The 26,814-nt window shown below is 41.2% G+C and carries 21 protein-coding genes; 9 read left to right on the top strand and 12 right to left on the bottom strand.

What is annotated here, in order from left to right:
• Nucleotides 1-115 precede the first annotated feature (115 nt).
• Nucleotides 116-388, bottom strand: a complete 273-nt coding sequence (locus GJB62_RS27705; RefSeq protein ID WP_147262509.1) for a hypothetical protein — start codon at nt 386-388, stop codon at nt 116-118.
• Between the two features lie 221 nt (nt 389-609).
• On the opposite strand from GJB62_RS27705, the gene GJB62_RS27700 reads away from it, so the two are divergent.
• The 3 genes from GJB62_RS27700 (at nt 610) to GJB62_RS27690 (ending at nt 3,725) form a co-directional block, all read left to right on the top strand.
• Nucleotides 610-1,233 carry a Uma2 family endonuclease gene (locus GJB62_RS27700; RefSeq protein ID WP_114082288.1) on the top strand — a complete coding sequence of 208 codons (624 nt, stop codon included), beginning with the start codon at nt 610-612 and terminating at the stop codon, nt 1,231-1,233.
• A 107-nt stretch (nt 1,234-1,340) separates the two neighbouring features.
• The gene (locus tag GJB62_RS27695; RefSeq protein ID WP_181852847.1) at nt 1,341-2,285 is read left to right on the top strand and encodes a fatty acid desaturase family protein; all 945 of its coding nucleotides are present in this window, start codon (nt 1,341-1,343) and stop codon (nt 2,283-2,285) included.
• A 171-nt stretch (nt 2,286-2,456) separates the two neighbouring features.
• Nucleotides 2,457-3,725, top strand: a complete 1,269-nt coding sequence (locus GJB62_RS27690; protein ID WP_114082290.1) for a bifunctional sterol desaturase/short chain dehydrogenase — start codon at nt 2,457-2,459, stop codon at nt 3,723-3,725.
• A 171-nt stretch (nt 3,726-3,896) separates the two neighbouring features.
• Here the strand turns inward: GJB62_RS27690 and GJB62_RS27685 are convergent, their stop codons facing one another.
• From GJB62_RS27685 to GJB62_RS27670, 4 genes are all read right to left on the bottom strand, one after another.
• The gene (locus GJB62_RS27685; RefSeq protein WP_114082291.1) at nt 3,897-4,283 is read right to left on the bottom strand and encodes a type II toxin-antitoxin system VapC family toxin; all 387 of its coding nucleotides are present in this window, start codon (nt 4,281-4,283) and stop codon (nt 3,897-3,899) included.
• The gene (locus GJB62_RS27680; RefSeq protein WP_114082292.1) at nt 4,280-4,519 is read right to left on the bottom strand and encodes a type II toxin-antitoxin system prevent-host-death family antitoxin; all 240 of its coding nucleotides are present in this window, start codon (nt 4,517-4,519) and stop codon (nt 4,280-4,282) included. The genes GJB62_RS27685 and GJB62_RS27680 overlap by 4 nt, the downstream gene beginning before the upstream one ends.
• A gap of 96 nt (nt 4,520-4,615) precedes the next feature.
• Nucleotides 4,616-4,951 (bottom strand): XisI protein, encoded by a 336-nt coding sequence (locus GJB62_RS27675; RefSeq protein WP_114082293.1) that lies wholly within the window; start codon nt 4,949-4,951, stop codon nt 4,616-4,618.
• Entirely contained in the window at nt 4,939-5,355 is a 417-nt protein-coding gene (locus tag GJB62_RS27670) for an element excision factor XisH family protein (protein ID WP_114082294.1), read from the bottom strand. The genes GJB62_RS27675 and GJB62_RS27670 overlap by 13 nt, the downstream gene beginning before the upstream one ends.
• 266 nt (nt 5,356-5,621) lie before the next feature.
• Here GJB62_RS27670 and GJB62_RS27665 point away from each other — a divergent pair, with 266 nt between their 5' ends.
• Nucleotides 5,622-6,314, top strand: coding sequence for a hypothetical protein (locus tag GJB62_RS27665; protein WP_114082295.1), 693 nt, complete (start codon nt 5,622-5,624; stop codon nt 6,312-6,314).
• 39 nt (nt 6,315-6,353) lie between these two features.
• Nucleotides 6,354-6,944, top strand: coding sequence for a hypothetical protein (locus GJB62_RS27660; protein ID WP_147262510.1), 591 nt, complete (start codon nt 6,354-6,356; stop codon nt 6,942-6,944).
• Nucleotides 6,945-7,207: 263 nt separating this feature from the next.
• On the opposite strand, the gene ahcY is transcribed toward GJB62_RS27660, so the two are convergent.
• Nucleotides 7,208-8,485, bottom strand: coding sequence for an adenosylhomocysteinase (gene ahcY / locus GJB62_RS27655; RefSeq protein WP_114082297.1), 1,278 nt, complete (start codon nt 8,483-8,485; stop codon nt 7,208-7,210).
• Nucleotides 8,486-8,931: 446 nt separating this feature from the next.
• On the opposite strand from ahcY, the gene GJB62_RS27650 reads away from it, so the two are divergent.
• The 4 genes from GJB62_RS27650 to GJB62_RS27635 all read left to right on the top strand — a co-directional run bounded on the left by GJB62_RS27650 (nt 8,932) and on the right by GJB62_RS27635 (nt 16,487).
• Complete coding sequence (locus GJB62_RS27650; protein ID WP_114082356.1) at nt 8,932-10,551, top strand: mechanosensitive ion channel family protein; 1,620 nt, start codon at nt 8,932-8,934, stop codon at nt 10,549-10,551.
• A gap of 566 nt (nt 10,552-11,117) precedes the next feature.
• Nucleotides 11,118-14,447 (top strand): efflux RND transporter permease subunit, encoded by a 3,330-nt coding sequence (locus GJB62_RS27645; RefSeq protein ID WP_114082298.1) that lies wholly within the window; start codon nt 11,118-11,120, stop codon nt 14,445-14,447.
• 252 nt (nt 14,448-14,699) lie between these two features.
• Nucleotides 14,700-15,137: a hypothetical protein gene (locus GJB62_RS27640; RefSeq protein WP_114082299.1), complete on the top strand. Its 438-nt coding sequence runs from the start codon at nt 14,700-14,702 to the stop codon at nt 15,135-15,137.
• Nucleotides 15,138-15,575: 438 nt separating this feature from the next.
• Complete coding sequence (locus GJB62_RS27635; protein ID WP_114082300.1) at nt 15,576-16,487, top strand: M23 family metallopeptidase; 912 nt, start codon at nt 15,576-15,578, stop codon at nt 16,485-16,487.
• 427 nt (nt 16,488-16,914) lie between these two features.
• On the opposite strand, the gene GJB62_RS27630 is transcribed toward GJB62_RS27635, so the two are convergent.
• The 6 genes from GJB62_RS27630 to GJB62_RS27605 form a co-directional block, all read right to left on the bottom strand.
• Nucleotides 16,915-18,498, bottom strand: coding sequence for a mechanosensitive ion channel family protein (locus GJB62_RS27630; protein ID WP_114082301.1), 1,584 nt, complete (start codon nt 18,496-18,498; stop codon nt 16,915-16,917).
• Nucleotides 18,499-19,009: 511 nt separating this feature from the next.
• On the bottom strand, nt 19,010-21,214 hold the full coding sequence (locus GJB62_RS27625) for an EAL domain-containing protein (RefSeq protein ID WP_114082302.1): 2,205 nt from the start codon (nt 21,212-21,214) through the stop codon (nt 19,010-19,012).
• A gap of 560 nt (nt 21,215-21,774) precedes the next feature.
• Nucleotides 21,775-22,905 carry a glycosyltransferase family 4 protein gene (locus tag GJB62_RS27620; protein WP_114082303.1) on the bottom strand — a complete coding sequence of 377 codons (1,131 nt, stop codon included), beginning with the start codon at nt 22,903-22,905 and terminating at the stop codon, nt 21,775-21,777.
• 183 nt (nt 22,906-23,088) lie between these two features.
• Complete coding sequence (locus GJB62_RS27615) at nt 23,089-24,519, bottom strand: O-antigen ligase domain-containing protein (protein ID WP_114082304.1); 1,431 nt, start codon at nt 24,517-24,519, stop codon at nt 23,089-23,091.
• Nucleotides 24,520-24,698: 179 nt separating this feature from the next.
• The gene (locus GJB62_RS27610; protein ID WP_114082305.1) at nt 24,699-25,628 is read right to left on the bottom strand and encodes a glycosyltransferase; all 930 of its coding nucleotides are present in this window, start codon (nt 25,626-25,628) and stop codon (nt 24,699-24,701) included.
• The gene (locus GJB62_RS27605; RefSeq protein ID WP_114082306.1) at nt 25,546-26,772 is read right to left on the bottom strand and encodes a glycosyltransferase family 4 protein; all 1,227 of its coding nucleotides are present in this window, start codon (nt 26,770-26,772) and stop codon (nt 25,546-25,548) included. The genes GJB62_RS27610 and GJB62_RS27605 overlap by 83 nt, the downstream gene beginning before the upstream one ends.
• Nucleotides 26,773-26,814: the final 42 nt, after the last annotated feature.

Raw genomic sequence — 26,814 nt, 5'->3', positions numbered from 1 at the left:
TTCTTTTTAATCACTAACTCTTGACTCCCTTCATTTTAGAGGGGAGTTTTTTATGTATCATATTTATTTTTGCTAGTTCACTTTGATTAACTTTCCCATAATTGCGATCGCAAATTCACAGCCTCCAAACATCGAATAGCCGTAGTGTGACGCTTGAGATTGAAGGAAGTAGAATATTCCGTACAAGAGCTAGGTTAATGAGTATCAAAGGTGGATTCATCCAGTTCAAACACTCGTTGACGGAGATAAAAGGTGGATTCATCCAGTTCAAATACTCGTTGACGGAGATAAAAGGTGGATTCATCCAGTTCAAATACTCGTTGACGGAGATAAAAGGTGGATTCATCCGGTTCAAATACCCGTTGACGGAGATAAAAGGTGGATTCATCTAGTTCAAATACTCGTTGACGGAGATAAAAGGTGGATTCATCCAGTTCAAATACTCGTTGACGGAGATAAAAGGTGGATTCATCCAGTTCAAATACTCGTTAACGGAGTTCAAAGGCTGAACAAGTCTTAGAATTGCAATACGCTTAGAATAAGTTTTTTTCTCCCCCTGCCCCCTGCCTCCTTCACTCTCATATCAGTTTTGCTTAGAGGAATAAAACCATGACTCAAGCCTTACGCAAACTAGTTACATTCGATGAATTTGTTGCTCAGTATCCAGACAACCCACAAAGACGTTATGAACTCCATGATGGAGTGATTGTTGAGATGGCGCAACCAGCAGGCGACCATGAAGAGGTTACAGGATTTTTAGCCACAAAAATCACTTTAGAATATAGTCGTTTAAATCTTCCTTATTTCATCCCAAAAACAGTATTCGTCAAACCACTTGAAAACGAATCAGCTTATTCACCAGATGTCCTGATCCTAAATCAGCCTAATTTAAGAAATGAACCTCTATGGAAAAAAATATCTACTGTAAGCCTTGCTGCATCCATTCCTTTAGTGGTGGAGGTAGTGAGTACTAATTGGCGTGATGATTACCACAAAAAATATGCTGACTATGAACAAATGGGAGTTCCTGAATACTGGATTGTGGACTATGCCGCATTGGGTGGTCGGGAATTTATTGGCAAACCAAAACAACCTACTATCTTGGTTTGCTGTTTGGAAGAAGGTGAGTATCTAATTAATAAATTTCGAGGTAATGACCGTATCCAATCACCAACTTTCCCAGAGTTGAATTTAACCGCAGAACAAATTTTTCGTGCTGGTATAGTCAGCTAAATTCACAGCGTCTATTAAAATTAGATCAGAATTCAGGAGTCAAGAGTCAGAATTGAGAAGTTAGAAGGCAACCACGCGCAACTATTCACGCCGACCTACTTAAAATTATGTCTGACGCAATTATTCAATCTGAATTATTGGATGACAAACCTAATAAAGAGCAAAATCTCTGTCAAATTCTCAGTGTACAGGAGTTAAGTGTTCTAAACGATCGCTCCAACTCCAAAGGGCTAGTTCAACTGGCTTTGCACCTCACAGTTATGATTTGCAGTGGCTATCTGTGGGGAACAAACTTTGGCAATTGGTCACTGGCTATACCAGCACTGGTAATCTATGGCTTCAGTCTGGCTTCCATGTTTGCACCGATGCACGAATGCGTTCACAGGACGGCTTTCGCTAACAATCGATTAAATGATGCTGTAGCTTGGTTTTCCGGCTTGCTCTCATTTTACAACAGCACATTCTTTCGTCGTTATCATAAATGGCATCATCGCTACACTCGCGTTCCTGACAAAGATCCCGAACTAACCGATCTTAAACCGAGTAATCTGGGTAAATACTTGTTGATAATTAGTGGTTTACCGTGGTGGCGGGGTAAATTAAGCGGGCATTTTCAGGTGGCGATTGGTCAATTTGACGATTTTCCATTTGTGCCAGAAGCCGCACGAGCCGAAGTTATTCGCTCTACTCAATGGCAATTAGGTATTTATGTAAGTGCGATCGCAATCTCAATACTATTTGGTCAACCTTGGTTTTTCCTGTATTGGCTGCTACCCCTGCTTATCGGTCAGCCGATTCTCCGTTTCATTCTGCTAGCAGAACATACAGGTTGCACTCTTGACGCTAATCTGCTCACAAATACGCGCACAACCTTAACCCTTTGGCCTGTCCGATTTTTCATGTGGAATATGCCATTTCATGCAGAGCATCATTTGTATGCATCAATTCCCTTTCACGCTCTACCAAAAGCACATCAGCAATTGAGCCAACACTTTACCCACATTGAACCTGGCTATGTGAAAGTCAACTGGGATATCTTAACTAATTTCTAATTGGGCATGGTTATTCTCCTTGATTTCCCCATTCCCCATTTCCCATTCCCCATTTCCCATTCCCCATCCCCCATTCCCCATTCCCTTTGATTTTAATTTGCTCTAGACTCGACCTTAACGCACCTTTGTCAGATCATGAAGAATGATTAATAAAAACGAGTATAGACAAATATGATAAAAATGCTAGCTGAAAACTTGATGGGAATTGAGGCAAGATTACAAATTAATTGGGTTTGGCTAAATGCCAGCGTACAGTTTGCTAGCTGGGCACTTTTTTCACTCTTACTCGCCGAGGTCTTGAGAGACAGCTACCATGCTTTGTGTCACCAAGTCAATTGGCTTGCTAAATGGCACAACAAGCACCATAGCGCCTATCGCCGAGATTTATCGATAGTTTCCATGAAAATTTACCAAGAATCGCAACTCTATCACGACATTTTAGAATCGAGTCTGCTGCTGGTGATGTTGGTAGCCGTTGCCTTAATTGTCCAACAATGGGGGTTATGGCTGGGAGTAGCTTATGGTTCCACCTTCTTGTATGGCGCGTCTGTACGATATTTCCAGGGAAAAATTGATACAGACTACAACCACCTACCCGGCCCTTTAGAGACAATTCCATCCATTTGGTGGGTGAATCGGTCTTACCATTGGCGGCATCATTTTGATGATGTCAACGCATACTACAGTGGTGTCTTTCCCTTAGTGGATAAAATTCTGGGTACAGGGCTGTCTCTCAAGGGGAAAACCATCGCTTTAACCGGAGCATCAGGAGCGTTAGGGCAAGCTTTGGCGGCTGAACTGGTAAAGAACAATGCTAAAGTCGTGGCATTAACCACTAATCCAGAAAAATTAGTAGAGCAAGTTGGGGTGAAGGTGGTTTCTTGGCAGTTGGGTAATGAAGCCGAACTGAGGAATAGTTTAGAGAAAGTAGATATTTTAATTATCAACCACGGAATCAATGTCTACGCCAGCCGCACATCGGAGGCTATCAACTCTTCTTATGAGGTGAATACCTTTTCAGCGTTGCGGTTGATGGATATATTTTCGACAACTGTAACAGGGCCACAAGCAAAAGCAACTAAGGAAATCTGGGTAAACACTTCTGAGGCTGAGGTTTCTCCAGCGCTGAGTCCACTTTATGAACTCAGCAAGCGATCGCTAGGTGATATTGTTACTCTCAAGCGTTTAGATGGGGATTGTGTAATTCGCAAGTTAATTCTTGGTCCGTTTAAGAGTCAACTGAATCCCTATGGAGTGATGTCTGCACAGCAAGTTGCTCGTGCTATTTTATTTTTCGCACGGCGAGATTTCCGAAATATTATTGTGGCAATAAATCCTCTAACCTATCTGCTGTTTCCCTTAAAGGAAATTAGTACGTCGCTATACTATCGAGTCTTCAGCCGGACAGCGAAAAGTGAACAGGACTTACGCAAACAATAGCCAAAACCCTGATTTTAAGTAGGGGCAATTCATGAATTGCCCCTACAGAGTTTAGTTTTGCGTAGGCATCGCTCTGAGTGAGTGCTGATTATTTAATGTTGAAAAAAGCCTATATTTATGCACTTTTAAAATGGAAAGGCTATTCTCTTCCAGATTTTGAGCATTATTACCCTAATATAAAACACTGACCGAATAGGAACGAATTGCCGGGTCTACAGTTAAAATTGTTAAATTATGTTGTAAAGCTTGACAAATCAACATCCTATCAAAAGGATCACGATGTAATAATGGTAAATTCAAGAGTTGAGCAACACTTTCTTCATCTAGGTTGAGACTACTGATTAAATGCTGTTGACGTTGTTTAGGAAGGTAGATTTCAGGTGATTCTGGTAATGGTAATTTACCTAGCTGATATTTAACAGTTGCTTCCCAAACTGAAATGCAACTTAAATATACTTCGTTGTTTAAATCACGAATGCTATTTTGTAAATGAATTGGTAATTTTTGAGCGCCACTAATAAACCATAAGAATATATGAGTATCTAATAATAGTTTCATTTACCCTCAAAACTATTTAATATCTCTTCAGGTAAGGGACTATCAAAATCATCTGGAACAATGAACTCCCCAGCACATAAGCCATAAGGCCTAATTTGTTGAGAGGTGGCTGAAACTGGTTTAATTTCTGCAATAGGTTTACCTGCTTGCATGATAATAATACTTTCCCCTGCTGCTACTTGTTGAAGGTAGCTAGTTAGATTTTGCTGGATTTCATCAAGTGTTACGCTTAACATGAGATGTGTCTGTAGGAATATTTATAGTATATCAAGTTGATAGTTTTAAGTTATAGCAACTACTATTCCAGGTTTAGCAGCAGCTTTTAGAGTTAATTAAGTAACTGCAAATTCAGTATATTGTCTGATATCGGCTGGTTGAAAGGCTAGAACAATTTTATTTTTAGGAATACCAGCGTTAACAAGTTCATTTGCCATACCGTATTCTGTACCGTCTCTTTGAATCCAGATTTTATCGTTGATAAGGTCAATATGGACTAAGCAACCATGCACCCGTTGATTATTTTCCCAGCCTAATGTTAGTAGTAGGTAATGGTTGGCGGCTTGGTCTATAATTAGTTGTCTTTCTAGCTCTCCGTAAGCATAGGGGAGTTGGGCGTATTCGTTTAATATTTTTTGAATGATTTGGCGATAATTATCTAAGGTATCCATTGCAGTACCACCTCTCGTTTTGAATCGAAGACAAGTAAACAAAGGCGTTGATTTTCTAATAATATTTTACCAATTGGTTCTTGAAATAGTTCTGAGTAGGTTTCTTGACGAATAGCCAGATACAAGCGACGGTCAGCTTCTAAACGAGTGAGAATATCGTAATATAAGATATATTGCCCTAAAGCATTTTCTAGGTCAGTGACTGGAGAAGCACCTATAAAGCTTTTAATTTCGACTGCTATTTTCTCTCCGCTTTTTTCGGCGGCTATGAGTTTTTCTGCACCTAAGTCTATATATAAATCTCTTGTACCCCATTTGAGAATAAATGGATCTTTGGTGATTTGCCAACTATCTTTTTCTAGGGCATTTCTAACGGCATTATGGTAAATGTCTCTAGCTGGCATAGGGGGTAATTTATACTACAATATATACTATATTAATTTGGGAAATTACAAAAACTCCTGGCGATTAGAAATCGCGATTACACAAACGAACTCCACCTGCATATACTTAAAGACAAGAATTTTGAACTCGCAAAGGCGGATTTTATCTGTTTAGATGCGGATTAAATTCGATTAGTGTTATTATTGACATCTAAAAACTATTAATGTAATGGTACTTATATTTTACATTTGTTCATATAAATTAAATTTATTTTAGGGAATAAAAAATGGCTGAAGATTCAATAGAACAGATAGAAGCGAAATTTATAGGATTACAAAACAATATTGCCCAATACAAAGAAATACAAGAAAAAACACAGCTAAAAATTAATTCGTTAGAGAATGATATTAAGCAATTAAAAAAGCAGCAAGATCATCTAAGAACTGAAAGTTATAAAGATTATTATTTCACTCGAAATCAAGGGCATAAAATTATACATAGATTGTCGGAAACTCTTGAGCAAGAAGGCACAATTCTTGAAATGAAAGCCTTAAATGATTTTAGAAGTTCTGGTTATGATGCTTATGAATATTTTTATATTGATACAGTAACAAGTAAATCTAGGCAAATAGATATTGTTGCTCATAAAGAATTATCATTCAAAATTGAGGAAACTAATACAAAAGTATTTATAAAATTATGGGTAGTTGCTGATTGTAAATTTAAGAGTCAAATTGACTTGTTATGTTTTAATTTGGGGATGAATCAAGGTGATATATTAAATTTTCCTAAATTCATAGCATCTGATTATCGATTCAACTTGAGTGAAGTTTTTGATCAAAATTTATTAATAACAAGTAAAATCACTCAATTAGTAATGAATGCTAAGGGATTTCCAAGAAATAAATTATCCAAGAAAACGAACCACAGAGGCGCAGAGGGCACAGAGAGATGGAGAAGAGAGAGGATTGTTGTATGAGATTTTTGAATGTTTTTTAATTTGGAAGTCCCTAATTCAATGAAAGGTGATCATTTGAGGGATACATTTATCTATGATAGTTGTCATCAAGTATATAGTTGTATAAAATCACTACATCATGAAGTAGGCAAACGATATTTCAATAAAATGAAGACAGAACTTTTACGAAGTTCATACATAAGGCAAATTATTAATGCCAAAATTATTAATAATAATGAATTGATAAATATTGAGGAAATAATGGAACGGCTGCATTTAAGTTCAGTTTATGATTTATTATCTGAAATTGAGATTATACATTTAGATGCTTTTATACCTGTAGTCATCATTGATGAGAGTAGAGGAATATTAGAAGCAGAATTAGACTCTGATTTCAGATTAAAAACTTTAGTGGATAAAGAGATAGCTTTATATAAATTCTCTAAGGGATATGACCTGGATGAAAATGATTTAATAGAAGATTATATATTTTTTGCCAATCGAAATGGATTAGCTAAATTATTTAAGTATCTTGACCTATATCTTAATAAATTTGAGGACAAATTTCGCAATTTGCTAGAACGTTATCCAGAAACAATAATTTCTCTTTTTGAGAATGATGCAAGAGAGATAAATAAAGCAAGTAATTAGCTATAACAGATCAGGTATATAAGCTTACCATCTAAATGAGCTGTTCCTCATCTAGTTTTACAATACAATCTAAGGCAGCAAACGGTTTCAGGCGCTAAATTATCAAATTTAGATGCGCGTTAGCTTATTACTAGCTTATTCTCCTCTTCCTTTGCGCTCTCTGCGTCTCATCGGTTCGTTAAATACATTCATAACGCCGAAATAAATACAAAAAAAGGGATAAGCCCAAAAGCCTATCCCCAAAAAATCAACTAATCAATGTATCAAGTTCCACTTGTCCAAGAGTTGATGTACTCAATTTGATCAGCTGTCAAACTATCAATCGTGATACCAATAGCTTGCAACTTCAAACGAGCAATTTCTTGATCGACTTCAACAGGAATTGAGTGTAAACCAGGGGCTAACTTACCTTTATTCTTCACCAGGAATTCACAAGCCAAAGCTTGGTTGGCAAAACTCATATCCATAACTGCGCTGGGGTGTCCTTCAGCCGCAGCGAGGTTAATCAAGCGTCCTTGTCCGAGAACGACAACTGATTTACCATTTTTCAACTTGTATTCTTCGGTGAAAGGACGAACTTCTTTGATTTCCTTAGCTTGTGCAGCCAAGTATTTCAAATCAAGTTCCAAGTCAAAGTGACCGGAGTTACAAACGATCGCACCGTCTTTCATGACATCGAAGTGTTCACCGCGAACGACGTGCTTGTTACCAGTCACAGTGATAAATATATCACCTTCAGGTGCAGCTTTAGCCATTGGCAGGACGCGGAAGCCATCCATTACGGCTTCAATTGCCTTGATGGGGTCGATTTCGGTGACGATGACGTTAGCACCCATGCCACGGGCGCGGAGGGCTGTACCTTTACCACACCAGCCATAACCAACGACGACAATGTTTTTACCAGCCAACAAAATATTTGTGGCGCGGATAATGCCATCTAGGGTTGATTGCCCAGTACCATAGCGATTATCAAAGAAGTGCTTGGTGTCAGCGTCGTTGACGTTGACTGCGGGGAAGGTGAGAACGCCTTCTCTAAACATGGCGCGTAACCGCACGATACCGGTGGTGGTTTCTTCGGTGCTACCAATCAAATCAGCGATTTGATGTTGGCGTTGTTGTACCAGAGTTGCAACCACATCGCTACCGTCATCAACAATAATGTTGGGGCGATGATCTAAAGCTATTTGGACGTGGCGGTTATAAGTTTCGTTATCTTCGCCTTTTTGAGCAAAGACGGGAATTTCGTGATCGAGGACGAGGCTAGCTGCTACGTCATCTTGGGTTGATAAGGGGTTACTAGCAATTAAAAGCGCATCTGCACCACCGGCTTTCAGAGCGATCGCCAAATGTGCTGTTTCTGTTGTAATGTGGGCGCAAGCTACAAGGCGTAAACCAGCGAAGGGTTTCTCAATAGCAAAGCGATCGCGGATTTGCTTCAAAACTGGCATTTCGCGTCCAGCCCATTCAATGCGCTGTCTTCCCAAGGCAGCTAGGCCGAGGTCTTTAACCTCGTGCTTTAATCGGGGAGAAGTTGCGGTCATCAAAAGTTACCTCAAAAAATTAAAAAAGTTACGTAAATTTTACGCACTCTACTAGGTTATTGTACAACTTGCGATTTTTGCTTGAAAGAAAGCAAATCACTAGTCAATAGTCCTGAAAACTAGCTTGACGTTTGATTACCCTAATGTCAACTTCATCGCCAGGTTCTTTCTTTTTGTTTTATCTTTGGTAAGAGTAAGACTCTTCTAAGCTTTGCTTGCTGATTCTAAGTACATTGTCATCTATCTAAAGATAGAGGGCAAATAAAACAACATCGAACTTTCATCATCTAAAGAGAAAACCTCAACTTTAGATGGGTACATTTACTCAAAGTAATTGCGGAGGATGGTTATAGAAGTAGTCAATAGTCAATTGTTTTCAAGGAGGTGTTTGAGTGCGTTTTCAATTTTTGGCGTTGGCTTTGCCCGCCGTAGGCATCGCCAGTTCAATGGCCATAGCCGTTGTACCTATAGCAAAAGCCACAGCCCAGATTCCATTTTTACCTCAATTACAAGCTCCCAGCAGTGTCAGTAGTGATTCAAACGATCGGCTTGTCACAGGCTGGATTTATTTAGATGGTCGGCGGTTATTTCAGATCGCAGCATCAAAAGCCAACTTTCCTGAGCGTTCAGAAGATATCCAAAAGAAGTTGGAGACAATTAGCCAAAATTACATTCAATCACCAGCAAAAACAGCAGTCAAGGTACAAGTTCGCAAGGTAAACGACTTACCAGTAATTTATGTCAACGATCAATACCTGATGACGATCACTTCTGAGGATGCTGGACTACGACAGGTAGATATGTTGACATCGGCAAATCAAGTCGCCGAATCGTTACAACAAGACTTGCAACAAGCAAAGCAAGAAAGACAAACTCAATTTTTAATCAACCAAGGTAAAATTGCTGCTGGCACAGGACTGGCAATGATTATCATGAGTTGGGGGATATATAGTTGGCAGCGCCGTTCCAAAAAAAATTCAGTACAACCCATTGCCTCCCAACCTCTTAGATGGCCCCTAAACTCCCCAATTTCACCAGCAGCAGCTCAACCAATTACAACACAACTAAATCAACAGCAACATCGGCATATCCAAGAAGTCAAAAGACGATTGTTTCAGCTAACTCAAGCTGGAATTTGGGGTAGTGGAAGTTTCTTTATCTTGGGTCTATTTCCCTACACACGACCATTTCAGTTAGGGATTCTCACAGCTGCCCAATTTCCTTTGCGATTAGGTGTCGTGTTCTTGGGAACTTATGTAGCAATCCGTCTCATCTACGCTCTTATTGACCGCTTCACCACCACTCTAATTAGCAGTGGTGCTTTACTGACTCCAGAAAGTTCAGAACGGCTGCAACTGCGAGTTTCCACATTTTCTGGCGTGACTAAAAGCATCGCTACTGGTATCTGCGTAGGAGTAGGCTTTTTGCTAGCGCTGGTGTCATTGGGGATAGATATCGTTCCCTTACTAGCGGGTGCGAGTTTGGTTGGTGTTGCATTGTCTCTGGCCTCGCAAAACCTAATTAAAGATGCGATTAATGGTTTCCTAATTATCCTAGAAGACCAGTACGCTTTAGGCGATGTGATTAACGTGGGAGACGTAGGAGGCTTAGTAGAAAATCTGAATCTGCGGATGACCCAACTGCGGGATTCTGAAGGGCGCTTGATCACGATTCCCAATAGTGAAATTAAAATTGTTGCCAATCTTTCCAGTCGTTGGTCACGAGCCGATTTAACGGTTCCCATTGCCTACCAAGCCGATACAGAACACGCTTTGAAGTTAATTGAAACAGTTGCTTTCGAGATGAATCAAGAAATGCAATGGCAGCGTCAAATTTTGGAACCGCCCCAAGTTTTGGGAATAGATCAATTTGGCGATCGCGGTTTAATTATTCGTGTATGGTTTAAAACACAGCCCCTTAAGCAATGGGATGTAGCACGGGAGTTCCGCCGTCGCCTGAAAGTCGCCCTAGACAAAGCCGGAATTTCTATTTCTGTACCTCAACAAGCGATTTGGGTCAATGACGATCAGTTGTTAAATTTTCAAGGTAATGGCAAATCTCATTAGAAATTTGGATACATTACCGACCGCATTTTTCAGTTGATTAGACCAAATTCTGTCCTATTGCCCCTTACAAAGGGGCTATGGTGTACCCACAAGTCCGGGACTTACGCAAACAATCGCTGAAAAGAAAGATTTTCTTCTTACGTCATCCAACGGAGTACCCGCAGGTTATTGCCTCTGAGTGGAATGGCACTAAGTTAATGGCAAAGCCCTGATATAACTTGCTTTTTGAGTGTGGGGAGTGGGGGAAGTGTGGGGAGAAAGAGGAGAAATTGAATAACTGCATATCAACAAATGCTCCATTGCCTCCACATCCTCCCACACCTCCCACACCATGCCCTGACGAGGTTTCAGCTTTTCTTAGTGCCATTCGCCTCTGAGTGCTTGTAGTTTGACGTAAGTCCCAAAGTTGAAAAAAGCTTGATTTCCCCTTGAGTCAGCAGTCCAGACCTATGTATTCCCATACGGAGTATGGGAAGGAGAAAATATTTAACATGAAACCTTAATAAATCCTTATATTAATAAAAAGCCACTCTGTCCGTAACCAGAATTAAACTGTTCCTGGATTTATGTTTGTCAACACCTTCATCAAACGTCCAGTCTTAACTACGGTCTGTACGTTTATCATCTTGCTGCTGGGAAGCATCTGTATTCCCATCCTGCCAATTTCTCAGCTACCGGATCTCGCCCCGGTGCAAATCACCGTTAGCTCTAACAATATTGGTGCGGATGCTCAAACAACAGAAAGCAGTGTCACCAACATTATCGAGCGACAAATTAATGGTGTTAAAGATGTATCTTATATATCTTCTAACACGGGTAATGATGGTTCTAGCAATATAACTGTCTCCTTCCCAACTAATGTTAATAGCGATATTGCTCAAGTAAACGTTCAAAATAAAGAAGCACTTGCTTCACCTCAATTGCCAGATACTGTTCAAAGAACAGGTGTCACCGTTGAAACTGCATCAAGCAGTCTTCTTCTGGTTTATGGGTTTTACTCAGAAAATAATGAGTATGACAACATTTTTATCAGTAATTATGTCGATCTTTATATTCTCGATCAAATCAAACGACTTCCTGGTGTAGGAAGTGCCAGGGTTTTTGGGGAACGCAAATATGCCATGCGTCTTTGGCTCGATCCCAACAAGCTGGCCCAACATCAACTAACTCCTCAAGATGTGACAACTGCCCTGCAACAACAAAATATTCAAGTGGGTGCAGGGGCGATTGGTAAGGAACCAGCACCAGATAATCAAAGCTTTGAATTTGCTTTACGGGCAACCAGTCGATTTAAAGATGCGGCTGAATTTGAGGATATGGTGCTGAAGGTGAGTCAAGGTGGCACTAATAGTACTAGCAATAGCACTACCAATAGCACTACGAATAGCACCCTAGTTAAAGTCAGAGATGTCGGTCGAGTTGAATTGGGAGCAGAAAACTATCTTGCTGATGCCAAATTTACCATCCCAGGAAATGCTCCCAAGGCAGCCGTGGGTTTGGGAATATATCAACTTCCGGGTAGTAATGCCTTAGATGTTGCTCATGCTGTTGAAGAGCAGATCGTAGCGCTGGAGAAGAGTTTTCCACCTGGACTAAAAGCACAGTTGGCATTTGATACCACGCCATTTGTGGAAATTTCTTTAGAAGAAGTTCTGCACACTTTGGTTGAGGCGATTATCCTGGTGGTCTTGGTAATTTTCGTCTTTCTGCAAGATTGGCGTACCACGATCATTCCTACTGTTGCGATCCCCGTTTCCCTGATTGGAACATGTGCGGCTCTCTTGGTTTTAGGATTTCAGATTAATACACTGACCTTATTTGGTTTCGTTTTAGCGATCGGGATCGTTGTTGATGATGCCATTATTGTAGTGGAGGCAGTTGCAGTCAAACTGGAGCAGGGCATGAGGCCCTTTGAGGCGGCTGTCGAAGCGATGAAGGAGTTGACTGGGGCAATCATTGCCACTTCACTTGTACTCATGGCGGTATTCATTCCCGTTGCATTCATTCCAGGCACTACAGGGATTGTCTACAAACAATTTGCGTTAACCGTTGCTTGCTCCATTGCCATTTCCACCTTCAATGCTTTAACATTCTCTCCAAGTATGGCAGCCATCCTCATGCGCCCTGCTCAGACTGCACGGGGCCCTTTGGGTTGGTTCTTTACGCAATTTAATCGGGGATTTTCTTGGTTCACACGGCGATATGTCGGGTTTGTTAGCTACCTTACCCATGTCAAACCGATTGTAATTGGGGTTTTCATCACTGGTTTAGTAGCAACGGTTTTAATGTACAGAGCAGTTCCTACCGGGTTTATTCCAGAGGAAGATCAGGGTTACTTCTTTGTAATTGTCCAAGGGCCAGATGGGGTTTCTTTGAAGTACACCGAATCTGTTATGGATCGGGTTGTCAAAGAAGTAACATCGGCTCCCGAAGTTAGAGCTAGTTTTATGATCAGTGGCTTTGGTTTCGATGGTAATGCTTCTAATTTGGGTATTGCCTTTGCTAATCTGAAACCCTGGAAAGAGAGAGCTAAAGAATCTGAGTCTGTCTATGGCATACTTCAGAGGCTGAACAAAAAGCTCTCGACAATTACAGAAGCTAGAGCGATCGCAGTGAATGCTCCTCCAGTTCGAGGGTTAAGTAGTACAGGTGGTTTTGAGTTTATCATTCAAGACCGAACTGGAAGTGCGCCGATTGAAACCCTAGTTGAGACTGCTAAAAAATTTATTGCAGCCGCAAATAAAAAGCCTGTTTTACAACGAGTTTTCACTCAGTTCACCGCAGACACTCCCCAATTTGACATTCAGGTAAACCGCAACCAAGCCAAAGCTCTCAATGTGGAGATTAACGACATCTTTGGAGCGTTGCAAACTTACTTGGGGTCGCAATATGTAAATAACTTTGTCCAAGGACAGCGACAGTATCGAGTATACGTCCAAGCAGATGGGGTTTTTCGCTCTAATCCAGATGATATTGGCAAACTCTATGTTCGCTCTGCAAACGGGGTGATGATTCCGTTGAGCAGTTTGGTGAAAGTTACTCCCTTTGTGGGGCCAAAAACCGTCTCCCATTACAACTTGTACCGATCAATCAAAGTCCAAGGCGCTCCTGCTCCCGGTTCTAGTTCTGGAGAAGCGATTAAAGCGATGGAGCAAGTAGCAGCAGAGGTCTTACCTCAAGGATTTGGTTATGAGTGGACAGGGACTTATCTCCAGGAGAAGACATCAGGGGGAGCTACGGGCTTGATTTTTGCTTTAGCGATCGTTATTGTCTTTCTGGTGTTGGCGGCTCAGTATGAAAGCTATGTTGACCCAATCATTATTTTGCTGACAGTTCCCCTAGCAGTTTTGGGAGCGATGACGGCGATTTGGCTACGTTCCAATATTTTCATGGCAGGTAGTCTCTTCCCCAAAGTAGTGGATGATATCTATTGTCAAGTAGGTCTAGTAACTTTGATTGGTCTAGCTGCAAAAAACGCGATTTTAGTCGTGGAATTTGCCAATCAGCTGCATGAGCAAGGTATGAGCTACACACGCGCGGCGGTGAAAGCGGGACAAGAACGTCTGCGACCCATCTTAATGACTTCTTTTGCAGCGCTATTAGGATTTTTGCCCTTAGTGATCTCTCAAGGGGCTGGAGCCAGCAGCCGTTGGTCTTTAGGAACAGCACTCTTTGGAGGGTTGCTGCTTTCAACATTCTTGAGTTTGTTCTTGGTGCCAATTTTGTATATCTTAGTCAAGACCCTAGCTCAGGCTATATTTTCTCGGAAGCGATCGGGTGGCTCAAAACCTCCAGATTATCCTAATGAAACTTCGGGATCTGAACATAAGGCTTTACCTGCTGGCTCAAGTCAGCCAGAGACACAACTCAGGTCTCAGCAGGACGGGATAACCTGATTTTTACCATCCTGTCTCTTTTCTGCCAACTCTACCCTGTAAACACAAGGCTTGCTCTAATTCCCTCCTTTTTAAGGAGGGTTAGAGAGAATCAAGCCTTAACTCAAGCATATTGCACTATGGACGAAGCCTTCAGTAGTGAAAAAGTGATGTTCATAACATCCTCTAACTCTGATACCATTTTCTGTAATTTCCTGCTTGCTAAAAAAGTTAGTCGAATAGAAATTAAGTACTGAGATAAGGAAAAGTGAAATGGGACTTAGCGAAGGACTTTTGAACCCGACCAAAAAAGCGATGGTCGTAGATGAATGTTGCAACATGATAGAAGTACAGCTTGCATCCAAGTCAGGTATGAGCGGTATCGCTTTGAAAACTGCCTTTGCTGCTCTCAAAGGTGTCAAGCCAGGGTATATCCCCTACGTAGTTGAGCAGATCCTGCCGCAGTGCCTCACCGCACTTGATCCCATCTGGAGCGAAGGTGTACAGAAAGGCGATCCAATTGGACACCTGAATGCAAACCGCTCTCATACGGCAGATGCGCTACTGGGTGTAACTGATGCTAGAGTCAAGAGTGCCAAGCGCCAAATCGTGCGAGGAACCTATGAAAAACTTCGCGGTTCAGCCAAAAAGCACGTAGAAGAAGCTATTCCAGACTTAGCCAAAGTAATCGATAATTACACTAAGGTTTGAGGCATAAGGTAGATCGCGCAGCGTGTCGCAGACAAGGCAGGAGCAGTATTACTTATAGGATTCGACCCCTCCTAAATTGAAGCCACTGAACTCTCGTAAGAAAGCAGAAAGCTGACACAACATTGGGGGTCTGAAACCCAAGACTCTAGCAATTGATAAACGTATGCCGCCGTTCGATGCGTCGATAACTGGCATACGTAGCAGATATTAGACATCTTCGAAAATAAATGTAGAGACTTAGCAGTGCTACGTCTCTACAAGGGTTCTGGATAAAACATATTTGATTTCTGGAGATGTTTATGTACTTCTAGCACGAAAGTGTCTGGCTAAGGTCTTAAAAATAACATATCTGCTAAACTTCCTGATATTTTCCGAGTTAGCTTGAAACAGCAAATAATCAGAAACTATCTGAATTATTGTTTTAATAGGCTTGCAATTATGAAAAAACTTACCGTTTTTCGATACCGCACTTATGGACTAATTGGTTTAATATCCTTAACCGCCGTATTAAGTACAACTACATCTGCCCTAACACAGTTAGCAAGCGATTCCCCAATTGGGCAAACTCCTATCCCCGCTTCTAACTTAATCTGGCCAACTCAAGGGTTTATTTCTCAAGGCTTTCGCAAATATCAACATGAAGGAATTGATATTGCAGGGGCATCTGGAACCCCAGTTGTTGCTGCTGCATCGGGTACTGTTGTAAAAGCAGGTTGGGATAATTGGGGGTTAGGCAATGCCATAACTATTAAGCATCTTGACGGTAGCACTACTGTTTATGGTCACAATCGCCGTTTGCTGGTGAGCAAGGATCAACAGGTCATTCAAGGTCAAATTATTGCTGAGATGGGATCTACAGGCAATAGTACAGCACCTCATCTCCATTTTGAAGTGCATCCAAATGGTCGAATAGCAGTTGATCCCCTTCGTCTATTGACATCTTTAACTGCAAGTGTTTCCCCTGCTTCTAAAATTCAGCAAGTGGATAACCCGAACCGCCCAGTCTCGACACCCTCCGTAGCAAAGCAAGTTTCACCTTCATTGCCTCCAATGGGTTTTGCACCTATAAGCAGTGATACTAATTGCAATGGAGTTACCATTATTGATGGTGAAACTGCAAATATTCGTGTCAAGGTCTGTGAAGAAAATGGGCAGTTATTTTATATTGGGCGGTTGAAGCAAGACCCAAGCAAGCCTATAAAAATACCAGCTTTGAATATTGGTAAAGGCAGATATCGAGCAGATAATGGTAGTTTTTATTATTTAGTCAGCCCTGAAAGAGTGGAAGTTTGGCGAAATGGCACCCAAATGCGTTCTGACAAATTTTATACTTTAACAAAATCACCATAAAGTTAGTATTTAATGTTTGACTATGGCTTGAGTTGATTAATTTGCTCAGTGATTCCATAGCTATCTATATATATATTGCTGTAGAAATTATCACTTGTGATGCTGGGCTTGCTTTTGTTTAAGTCCAGTTAAAAGAGATAACCAGGGCGTAGGATGTCACTTATGCTGCTGACAGAGATATGTTCAACTTAACCAGATTTACGTTTGATAAGTATCAATCGCATTTGGTCATAAGTAATTTCCTATCGCTCTGGTGCTTGTTTGGCGGTGAAGTTTCGCCAAAAGTATAAAAGTAAAGGGCTTTCCAAGCCTATAACAATCGTTACTATTTTGTTGTATGAATGAACACAATTTTTGCTAGCTTTCAAATTTCTTCAAGCCTGACATAACACCAACTCGCAAAGCTAGTTAAAAATAAAGTGCCAAATTAACCTTCAGCACTTTCAGCACGGATGGGAATTACAATTCCTTCGCGCAGTAGTGCATCTGTAAAAATCTTTCGAAGAACACGTTGAATCTGAAGATGTTTTCCTGGCTTCACCTTCGTTAATGTCCGCAGCAACAAGTTAGATTCTCCAAGGCTTTCCACTCCATCTATCTGTGTACCTTCGAGTACATCTGGATCGTTTGTTTTTAACTGTTGTCCTACCTCCTCAATCACTTTGTACACATGAGCTAAGTTGGAATTATAGGGCACACCAACTTCCACTACTGCAAAGATATACTGTTTAGAATAATTGGTAATTGAGCCAATATCTCCATTGCGAATAATCTGCAATTGACCATTGGGATGTCTAATACGAGTGGTTCTGAGTTCAATTGCCTCAACAACACCTTCGACAACTTTCTCTTCGACTTTCCCAGCCTCGATATAATCACCCACTAAGTAGTAGTTTTCAAACAAAATAAAGAAGCCACAGACTATATCATTTATCAGTGTCTGTGCCCCTAAACCTACAGCTATGCCGACAATACCAGCACCTGCCAGTATAGGAGTTGGATCAATGTCAAGAGTATAGAGAATAGAGATAATAGCAGCAAAGTATACAAAATATTGTAAGAAACTACGAAAAAGAGGAACGAGTGTCAAGCGTCTACTTCTTTGAATATCACTTAGATTCTGGTCTTTAAACAGCACCTCTTCAACAAGTAAGTAAACGACTTCAAACAACACACGACTAATGAAGATGATGCCGATGATCTTGATGATTCGCGGGCCAAAAGCTGCAATATTGGCGATTAACTGCACCTGTTGAATCACTAATGTTGCCATGCAGACATAAATTACAAACTCCAGACACCGCTTTAAAAAGGGTATCAGATGTCGGAGGCGATCGTAGAATCTTAAGAGGTTATCAGGGTTGGAGTATCTGACGCTGAGAGCATCGAGAAAATCAACTACCGCCGCGACTGCTTTGAGAATCAGCAACCCGACGGCAATAATTAAATAGATTCGCAGTGCAATGTACAAATATTCCGAAACCGTTGCTGGCAATTTGAGAAACTGGGCACACAGAATGACAGCCCACAGCCAGATTCCACCGCTAATTCTGTGATAGAGGGCGTTAAAGAAAGCATCAATACTTTCATCATCGGCAGTATTTTTTTCTAAGTTTTTGGCGCGAGTGCTAGCTACCTTCAGCCAATATTTCAGAAATTTCAGTGCGATCGCGGCTAATATGAAAGTGCCAATGCTCTGAGCTATGCCAATTCCTAGAGTTATCCAAAATCCTGATGGAATACGCTCAAGCATTGCTATGGTGTATTGTTGAAGGTTTTCGCCACGATAAACTAGATAACCATTAGCACCCACAATCAAAATACATGACACCAAGCAAGCAAGTAACAATAACCCTGTGATGTTCCGACGCAAGGTTTTGATACTTCTATCTTCGCTCTTTAATATAGAGGTCTTTGTAAATAGCTTGAATAACTTGCTTACAAACCAGTTCAGTAATAAACAAACAAAGATTACAAGGCTGACTTCAGCTAAAATGATCAATATATTCATGCGCGATCGTAAAACTTAAATAATTTAAGCGTTTGATTATCAAAACCTATTGAGAGATACCTTGATATTTCTATAAGATAGATGATAATTATTTCATATAATCATCTGTTGTCAAGCTATTAACATTTAAATCACTTTATATTTAAGTGATGATTTCCAAAAAGCCTTTAAGAAAGATATTTGTGTAATTTTGGCTTTAAGAGTTATATAAGTTACCTTTAAATTTAGCATACTTAAGTGTATGTTCATTGATAAGGGAACTCCAAGAAATAAATTATCCAATCTTATGGGGTGGGCATTTGAAACCCGTTAAGTAACCGGAATAAACTACACACCAAAATACATGAAAGAGAAACTGAGGACTGGGGAATAGGATTTTTTACTCAGTACTTTCAAGCCAAATGGGTGGAAATAAAGCAATCTATATTAAAAAATATAAATTGACCTTTTGTTAATTACAGCGATTTTCAGGTAAATAGACCATACGGTAGGGGCGCAAGGCCTTGCGTCCCTACTGACAGTTTATCTGCACCACACAATTTCTTCCTTGTGCTTTTGCCTGATAGAGTCCCTGGTCAGCAGCAGCAATTAAGGTTGCGGGAGATAATTGGCTATGAGGAGTGATGGTTGCCACACCAAGACTTAGAGTGATGAATTCGCTAACCTGAGAATGGGGATGAGGCATTTTTAATGCACTAATATTGGTCTGAATATCTCTTGCAACTGCAATGGCCCCTTCGATATCAGTATTCGGTAAAATAACTGCAAACTCTTCTCCACCATAACGAGCAACTAAATCAGCAGGGCGTTTAACTGTCTGAGAGATTACCTTGGCAACCTGTCTAAGGGCATCATCTCCTGCGAGATGTCCATGTGTATCGTTGTAAAGCTTAAAGTAATCGACATCGCACAAAATCAAAGATAGCGAACCTTGCTCTCGTGCCAACCGTTGCCACTGTGTGTTGAATGTGTCATCAAAGCACCGTCTATTTCCCACTTGGGTCAGACCATCTGAACAGGCAAGGCGCTGTAATTCTTGGTTTGCTTGTTGTAATTGATGGTAAAGTTCTGATTGCTGAATAGCGATCGCAGCTTGTCCTGCTAACTGGTTAAACAAGTTAATCTCCGATTGCTGCCATTGTCTGGCATTACGGCATTGATGAGCAATCAATAGTCCCCACAAACGCTCTTTCTGCAAGATAGGCACGACAAGGTTTGCTCGGATTTGCAAACTCCGCAGGAGGTCAAGATGACACGGCGATAATCCGGCAGTTTCAACGTCTTCGATCGCTCTGGTGTTACCTTGTTGAAAGTAAATTGCACGGGTAGATTGAAAGCATGTGTCCATAACGTGAAATCCCAAAATGGACATACACTCTTCTGCTAAAGATTCTACAGCTACTAACCCACTCCAGTCTGACTCAAACTGGTAAATTATTACTCGGTCTACCTCAAACAGTTGCCGCACTTCGGCTGCTGTGGTTTGCAAAATCTCGTCTAACTCTAACGATTGTCGAATGCGCTGCGTCACAGACGCGACAATTCGCTCGGACTCATTTTGGTGTTGGACATGCCGCTCAACCAGCTTAGAATCTGTCGATGCTACATTTAACGCGATCGGATCAAAGTGAGGGGTTGTAGTGACAGGCACTGCACTAGGTTTAGCAATTAAATAGCCTTGAGCAAGATTTGCACCTCGTTCTCGCAGCCAGTTCAGTTCCTCAATACACTCAATTCCTTCAGCAACGGTCTGGATGTTTAACTTTTGAGTAATCTCTAAAAGCTTCTCGGTAATCGAAGCTTTGTAAAGGTCTTGATGTACATCTCGAATTAACTCCATATCCAGCTTGATAAAGTCTGGACGTAACTGATGCAGCAAGTTTAGGCTGGAATAGCCAGAACCAAGGTCATCAAGAGCTACTAAAAATCCAGCATCCCGGTAGTATTTAAGCACTGCCTTGAGATGGGTTAAATCTTGAGGATTATCTGATTCTACAACTTCAAAGACAACGCGATCGTGGGAAATTTCGGCAGTATCAATTGCCTCAACTGAACTACTGAGGCAAAAAGCTGGATCGTAAAGTGATGTTGGCGCAAAATTGATGAAGATATGCCCACTCACTTTATACCGACTAAATTCAGTGATTGCGCTGAGGCGAGCAATTTGGTCGAGTTGTGGTATTAGTCCGGCTTCGGTTGCTAACTCCATAATTGGTGTCGGTAGCATTAAATTGCCTTCTTCATCCAGCCCCCGCAAGAGCGATTCATATCCAAAAATCTGCGATGTATCGTTAATTGAGACAATTGGCTGAAAGTAACTGGTAAATCGTTCCGTTGCCAACATTTCAACTAGCCAGTCGGATTGGTTCAACTTAATGAAGCGTTGTAATGAGGCTATGTCACTAAAATCATGGAGTTGAGGTTGGATATTACCTTGAGTGAAAAGGACTTGCGTCTCTTTTAATTCTCTAGGTGCAAGTAGTTTGGCCAGGTTACGGGCAATTTCTATAGACTGTCCGGGTTTACACTTCAAACTCAAACCTGGTCGCTCGTGCATCAGTTCATACTCAAGTCTAAGCTGCTGTAGGTAGGAGGTGACTTTTTTGAGGGTATGTGTAACGGGAAACCAGAGAAAGAGCCTGCCTGCCTCCTTAGTCTGGCAGCGTGCAACATTGCGACAAGCACAGGTTTTGGAGATAGAACATATCTGGCTCATAGCTAACTACTTTGTTCAATCAAATTTATTTTATTATTCCCACTATTTTTACAATAAAAGATAAACTATGCTTCAAATATATGAAGATTTGATGAGTTCGGTAATTTGAAGAATTTGGTGTATCAAATAACAGAGCAGCACATCTATAGCTTTGTATTAAAGGTTTAAGTAATAGTCGATCAATTTTCTAGAATAAAGCAAATTAATAAGAGTTAGATAAAAAATTTAAGCCATGAAATAAAAAGAAAAATTAGCTAGGTAAGGAATAATTTTTTGCTAGACTAATTTAGCTTGACCTTATCCATATCGTTAACTGATGCGCTTGGTGTTAGTTTTTACATCACTCAAGTAGGCTGACAGATAAGATAGTTAAGTAATTAATTTCAAAAATAAGAGTAGAGACGTTGCAATGAAACATCTCTACTCGCCAAGATAGTGGAGAATTGCGATCGCTGGAGATTTTGTATTATTTTTTAACCACAGATTCACATAGATAATTCATCGGTATCAATCTGTGGTTTCATTTTCATAAAATTGACTTTTGCACAAAGTTTACTGTTTCATTCAGCAGATGAAACACTGGGTATTGCAGAACGAATTGCACTAATAAAGTTTTGAGCATAATTCTGCGTTGAAAAATCTAAAGCGCGTTGTCTGGCAGCTATTCCTGCACTGCGGGCAAATTCTTGTTCGTCAAGATAGCGGAGAATTGCGATCGCTAATTTATCTGCATCGCCGTAAGGTGTTAATAGTCCATTCATCCCATCGGTAATAATCTCTGTCGGGCCGCCTGCATCGCCAGCAATCACAGGTTTACCCAGCGCCATCGCCTCAATAATCACAATTCCGAAGGGTTCTTTATCCGAAGCATGAACAAATACATCCATCGCCTGTACCCACTCCGGGATATTACGCTGTAGTCCAGCCATAATTACTTGCTTTTTCAAGCCCAAGTTTGTGATTTCTGCTTTTAAAAAGTCCTCATAGTCTGGTTCCAAATCGTGCTTGCCGCCAACTACCACACAATGAGCATCAGGATACTTCTCTAAAATTTTGGGCATCGCTTGCACTAATACGTGCATTCCCTTCCATCGTTGCAATCGTCCCACAATTCCAATCAGTGGGCCGTGTAAAGGTAAGCCTAGTTTTCGGCGTGCTTCTTCAGGAGTTGGCAAAGCATCAGGCTCAAATCGGTCTAGTGCAACACCGGGATAAACCAAGGGTGTTGGCCTGTGGGGCCAAATCTCTGCTTGTGCTTGCTTACCATCTTGAGAGAGAGTGATAATTGCGCGGGCTGGGATTAAAGTAGCAATTCGTACCAACCAAGTTTTATCGCTAGGTACTTCTAGCTGATACCATACAGCAGGCAAACCAGCCAGCATCGCCGCCAAGCCTCCAGATATATGCGTAATCCACATCCAATTGACAATTATATCTGCACGTTCGCGGCGTGCGATCGCAGCTATCTGAAAAACAGCACCAATAAAACGGTGGATTTGGCGTAAACGTCCACTTTCTACAACTCGCGCATCAATACCAAGGGACTTTACTTGTTCTACCATCGGGCCGTGTTCTAAAAATATCACTAGCCACTCAACACCAGCATTACGTCCCTGCTGTACCAAATCCCAAAGCATCATTTCACCGCCGCCTCGTTGTTCGGCTAGTGGCATTACAATAATTGCTTTCATAATTTATATCAGTCCTAATTTAAGTTGTAAGATTTTGTTGTTTAACTCAATTCATATTTATCGAACAGAATTCAGGAGTCAGGAGTCAGAATTCAGAATAAATTCTTAGCACAGCGTCTCGTAGAGAGGAACGAGTGTCGTGTCTTGATTCTGACTCCTGAATTCTGACTTCTGAATTCTTCTTCAAGAATTCTTGGGATTGCTATAGTATTTATGTCCTGCCATAGCCATAGCTAAAAATCCCCAAAGAATCATCCCTGCTACACTTAACATTCCACTACCAATAATTAGCTGTGTAGCAGAACTGATACCAATGGCGCGGGCAGCACTAATAAAACTATCAAAACGGCCTTCACCATAACTGCTAACACTAATAATTAACAAGATTAATCCACCCATATAAAAGATGGCTCCAAACCAACCAAGGGTGAAAAACATATCTAAAATGCCACTATCAATCACCACTACTTCAATTTGACCAGTTTTTTCGTTGACTTTCCAAATATTTCCTAAGCCGTTACCTAAACCATTAGAAAGTGCTAGACCAAGGTTTTTGTCATAACTTCCCGATCTATCTTTAAAACTTGTATCATCTTGAAGATTAGAAAAAGTTTCCAAACGGGCTGATACAACTCCAGCAATTGGCTCAATAGTTGTCAATGGCACAACACAAATTGCCATCACCGCAATTATAACGATCAAGCGCATTTGAATTCGCGCCTTGACTGAACCCACAATCATAATTATTCCAAATAACCAGCCTCCCCAATTAGTTCGCGCTTGTGTTAGTAAGAACGATAAGTAACCAACGGCTGAAGCAGGAAAAATTAAATTTCCCGAACTGGTAAATAACAACAGTAAACCAGCTTGCATGACTGAACCAAAAGGGCCGACTGAGTGCAATGTACTCCAGACACGCATCCCGAAAGGTACAGGGTTTCCAGAACTCATGAATAGTTTTGATTGGATGAGCCAATACCTATCCCACTCAGGAGCTACTACAAATTGATATATGCCATAAGTTCCTAAAATTAGCACGCACCAAAGAAATGTTCGCTGAATATTCTGGCGATAGCTAGGATAATCTCGCCAGTTTATAAATAAGTGAAAAGCGAAGATAATCGGACTGAGCCAATCCAGCAGTCCGCGTGCTACAGGGATTGGTGGGTTATAAATCAGACCGATGAGAAAGCCATAAAAGACTCCGATAAAAGCCATAACAAACGGCAAACCCCCTTGACGTGAGGCACGGGGAAAATGTCGCAAGAATGTTGCTATGGTTACAAACACCACCAAATATGGTGCTATAAGCATTTGGCGGGTAGCATCCCAGCCTACCCGATAGTCAACTAAGCGGGTAGCTAAGGGTGTGAGAAACCATATCCACCAGGTAAAGCTGATGTAGAGAATGGGATGCCGCAAGTATAAAAACACGGCTACAGCTAAAGCCGTCACCGGATAAATTAGGCGCAGTGCAGCAGTAGCACCAGCAAAATAGCAAACTACAGTTAGTAGTATAAAGCCTGCGATCGCCATCCACCCCTGTTGCGATCGCTCTTCTGGAGAATAATTTTCTTCTAAAAAACTATTGAAAAGTATCTGTCTAGAATTCATTCAATTTTAGATTTTAGATTTACCAATGCTAACTAGTACAATGTCTAAGCTAATTTTTAAGGTTTGTAGTAAGCACTTTAGTGCTTAAACAAGGACTAAAGTCCTTACTACGAACTTTTTATCCATAACTTTTAGCTTTACAGACTACTAGAGCTAAAAAGAAGTTAATTAATTACGAATTACGAATTACGAATTACGAATTGTTTATATCCTTGCCAACGCCCCCGCCAGGATGCTAGTAACTTTTTACCCGCCAATTGCCCTTGGCTAGGTAAAAATCTCAGCCATTGTACGAAACCCAAACTATCGCACGTACCTACAAATACTGCCCAGAATAAAAATACAATCCGGCGGATAAATGGCAAATGCTCTAGTAAAACTAGGGTTTCATTATGGACTAAATTAATAAAGGCAATCTCGTTAAAATTATTTCGCTGATCTTCATCAAAACGTTGTGCAGGATAGTGATCTACAGCAACATTAGGATCGTAAATTATCTTCCAACCAGCCCGCTTTAATGCCAGAGTAAATGCCATTTCAAAATGTACTTGCGCTCCAGTACCACGCATCCGCTCATCAAAGCGCAATTGTCCGATGGCCTCTTTACGAAAACTCATGTTTACGCCTTTGAGAATATCGACTTCGCGGGGTTCTCCCACTCCCAGATGATGGTTGCCAATCACTCGCCCAAACCACTGCAACTGTCCCACTACTGGGCGAGATTCGTCTTCTAATTTGCTGCCGTGGTATACCCAATCACGCCCTCCCAGACCGCCGAGGCGACTATCTGAGGTAAAGTAAGCGGCGATGCGCTCTAACCAATCTGGGTGAGGTGCGGCATCATCATCAGTAATAGAGACAATATCGCCCTCCACTGCTGCTAATCCGGCATTGAGGGCTGCGACTACGCCTGGTTGTGTCACTTTCACAGTATGCAGTGGCAGATTGAGAGCGTTTAATTGCGCCAAGAATTGCCAAGTTTCTGCATCCGTATCGCGTACAACCACTATCACCTGATCGACGGGTTTAATTTGCTTCTGTAGCGCTAAAAGGCAGCGTGATAGGTCTTGTGGACGGCGATAAGTCGGTATCAGAACGGTGTTCCGCATTGCTTAACTCCTCGAATAAATCCACATAAGTTTGTGCCATAGTAGTCCAGCTATGTTGTTCTGCCACAGAACGAGCAGCTTTGCCCATTTGCTGTATGAGGGTGGGACTACTCACCAAAGTCAGCAATGCCAGAGCCAAAGCATCAATATCATCTGAGTCGGATAAGACAATGCCACATTCTGGTGTCACCAATTCTCCTCCCCCGGTGGCTGTGGCAGTAATTACTGGTAGTCCTGAAGAAAGTGCTTCTAACAATACGAGGCTGCAAGCTTCGTATCGGGAAGGAAAAACAAATAAATCTACTGCTTGCATAATTTGGGGGATATCACGGCGAAATCCTACAAAATGCACACGTTCATTTAACCCCAAAGAGGCTGCTAACTGCGGGAAAGGACTATTTTGGGTATGTCCCACTACCACCAAATGTAAATCAGGAACTTTCACCAAGGCGTGCAGTACTGTATCTAAGTTCTTTCTGGGTGTGCGGATATCTCCGGCGAACAATGCCAGCGTGACATTCTCCGGTAAACCCAACTTTTGGCGTAGGCGTAGCCCGCCGCAGGCATCGCTTTTGTTTTCACCAGGGGCAAACTCGTCTAAATCAACGCCATTGATAATTACGCGAATGCGAGAACGAGGTACACCAATGTTGACTAATTCGTGAGCTACCTTTTCTGATACAGCCACAACAACCTGCGCCTTTTGGAAAGCCTGTTTTTCCCAACGCGCATTAAAAGCCGTAAACAGCCACTGGTATAAACCATATAAATCGCGGCGGTTGCGAGAAATATGAACAGGCGATCGCAACCATGAACTGTGGACAAAATGTACAGCATTCACATCAGCCGCAGCTAGATTAATTGCGCCATTGACTTTAACTAAATCAATCTCAGAGCGATGTTTCCGCAACCAATCTGTACTTTTTTGGGCAAATATGAAATTACGTACAAATTCTGTTGGATAGTCTTTGACTGGAATTGGAATCCAATTAACTTGACTATTAGCTTCTAGTTCTGGTGCGACTTCACTAGCTAATAATGTCAGTTGATGACCACGACGAATTGCTTCATTAGCAACTTCATAGTTTACTCGTCCCTGTCCATCGCCTTTCTTAATTTTATGAGTAACAATACAAAGTTTCATCCAATACCTTCTTTCGTAATTTAAGCTTATGTAGAACTGCAA

Origin of the sequence: Nostoc sp. ATCC 53789 (genome assembly GCF_009873495.1) — a bacterium.
Lineage (GTDB): Bacteria > Cyanobacteriota > Cyanobacteriia > Cyanobacteriales > Nostocaceae > Nostoc > Nostoc muscorum_A.
This window is presented reverse-complemented; position numbering and strand designations above follow the sequence as displayed.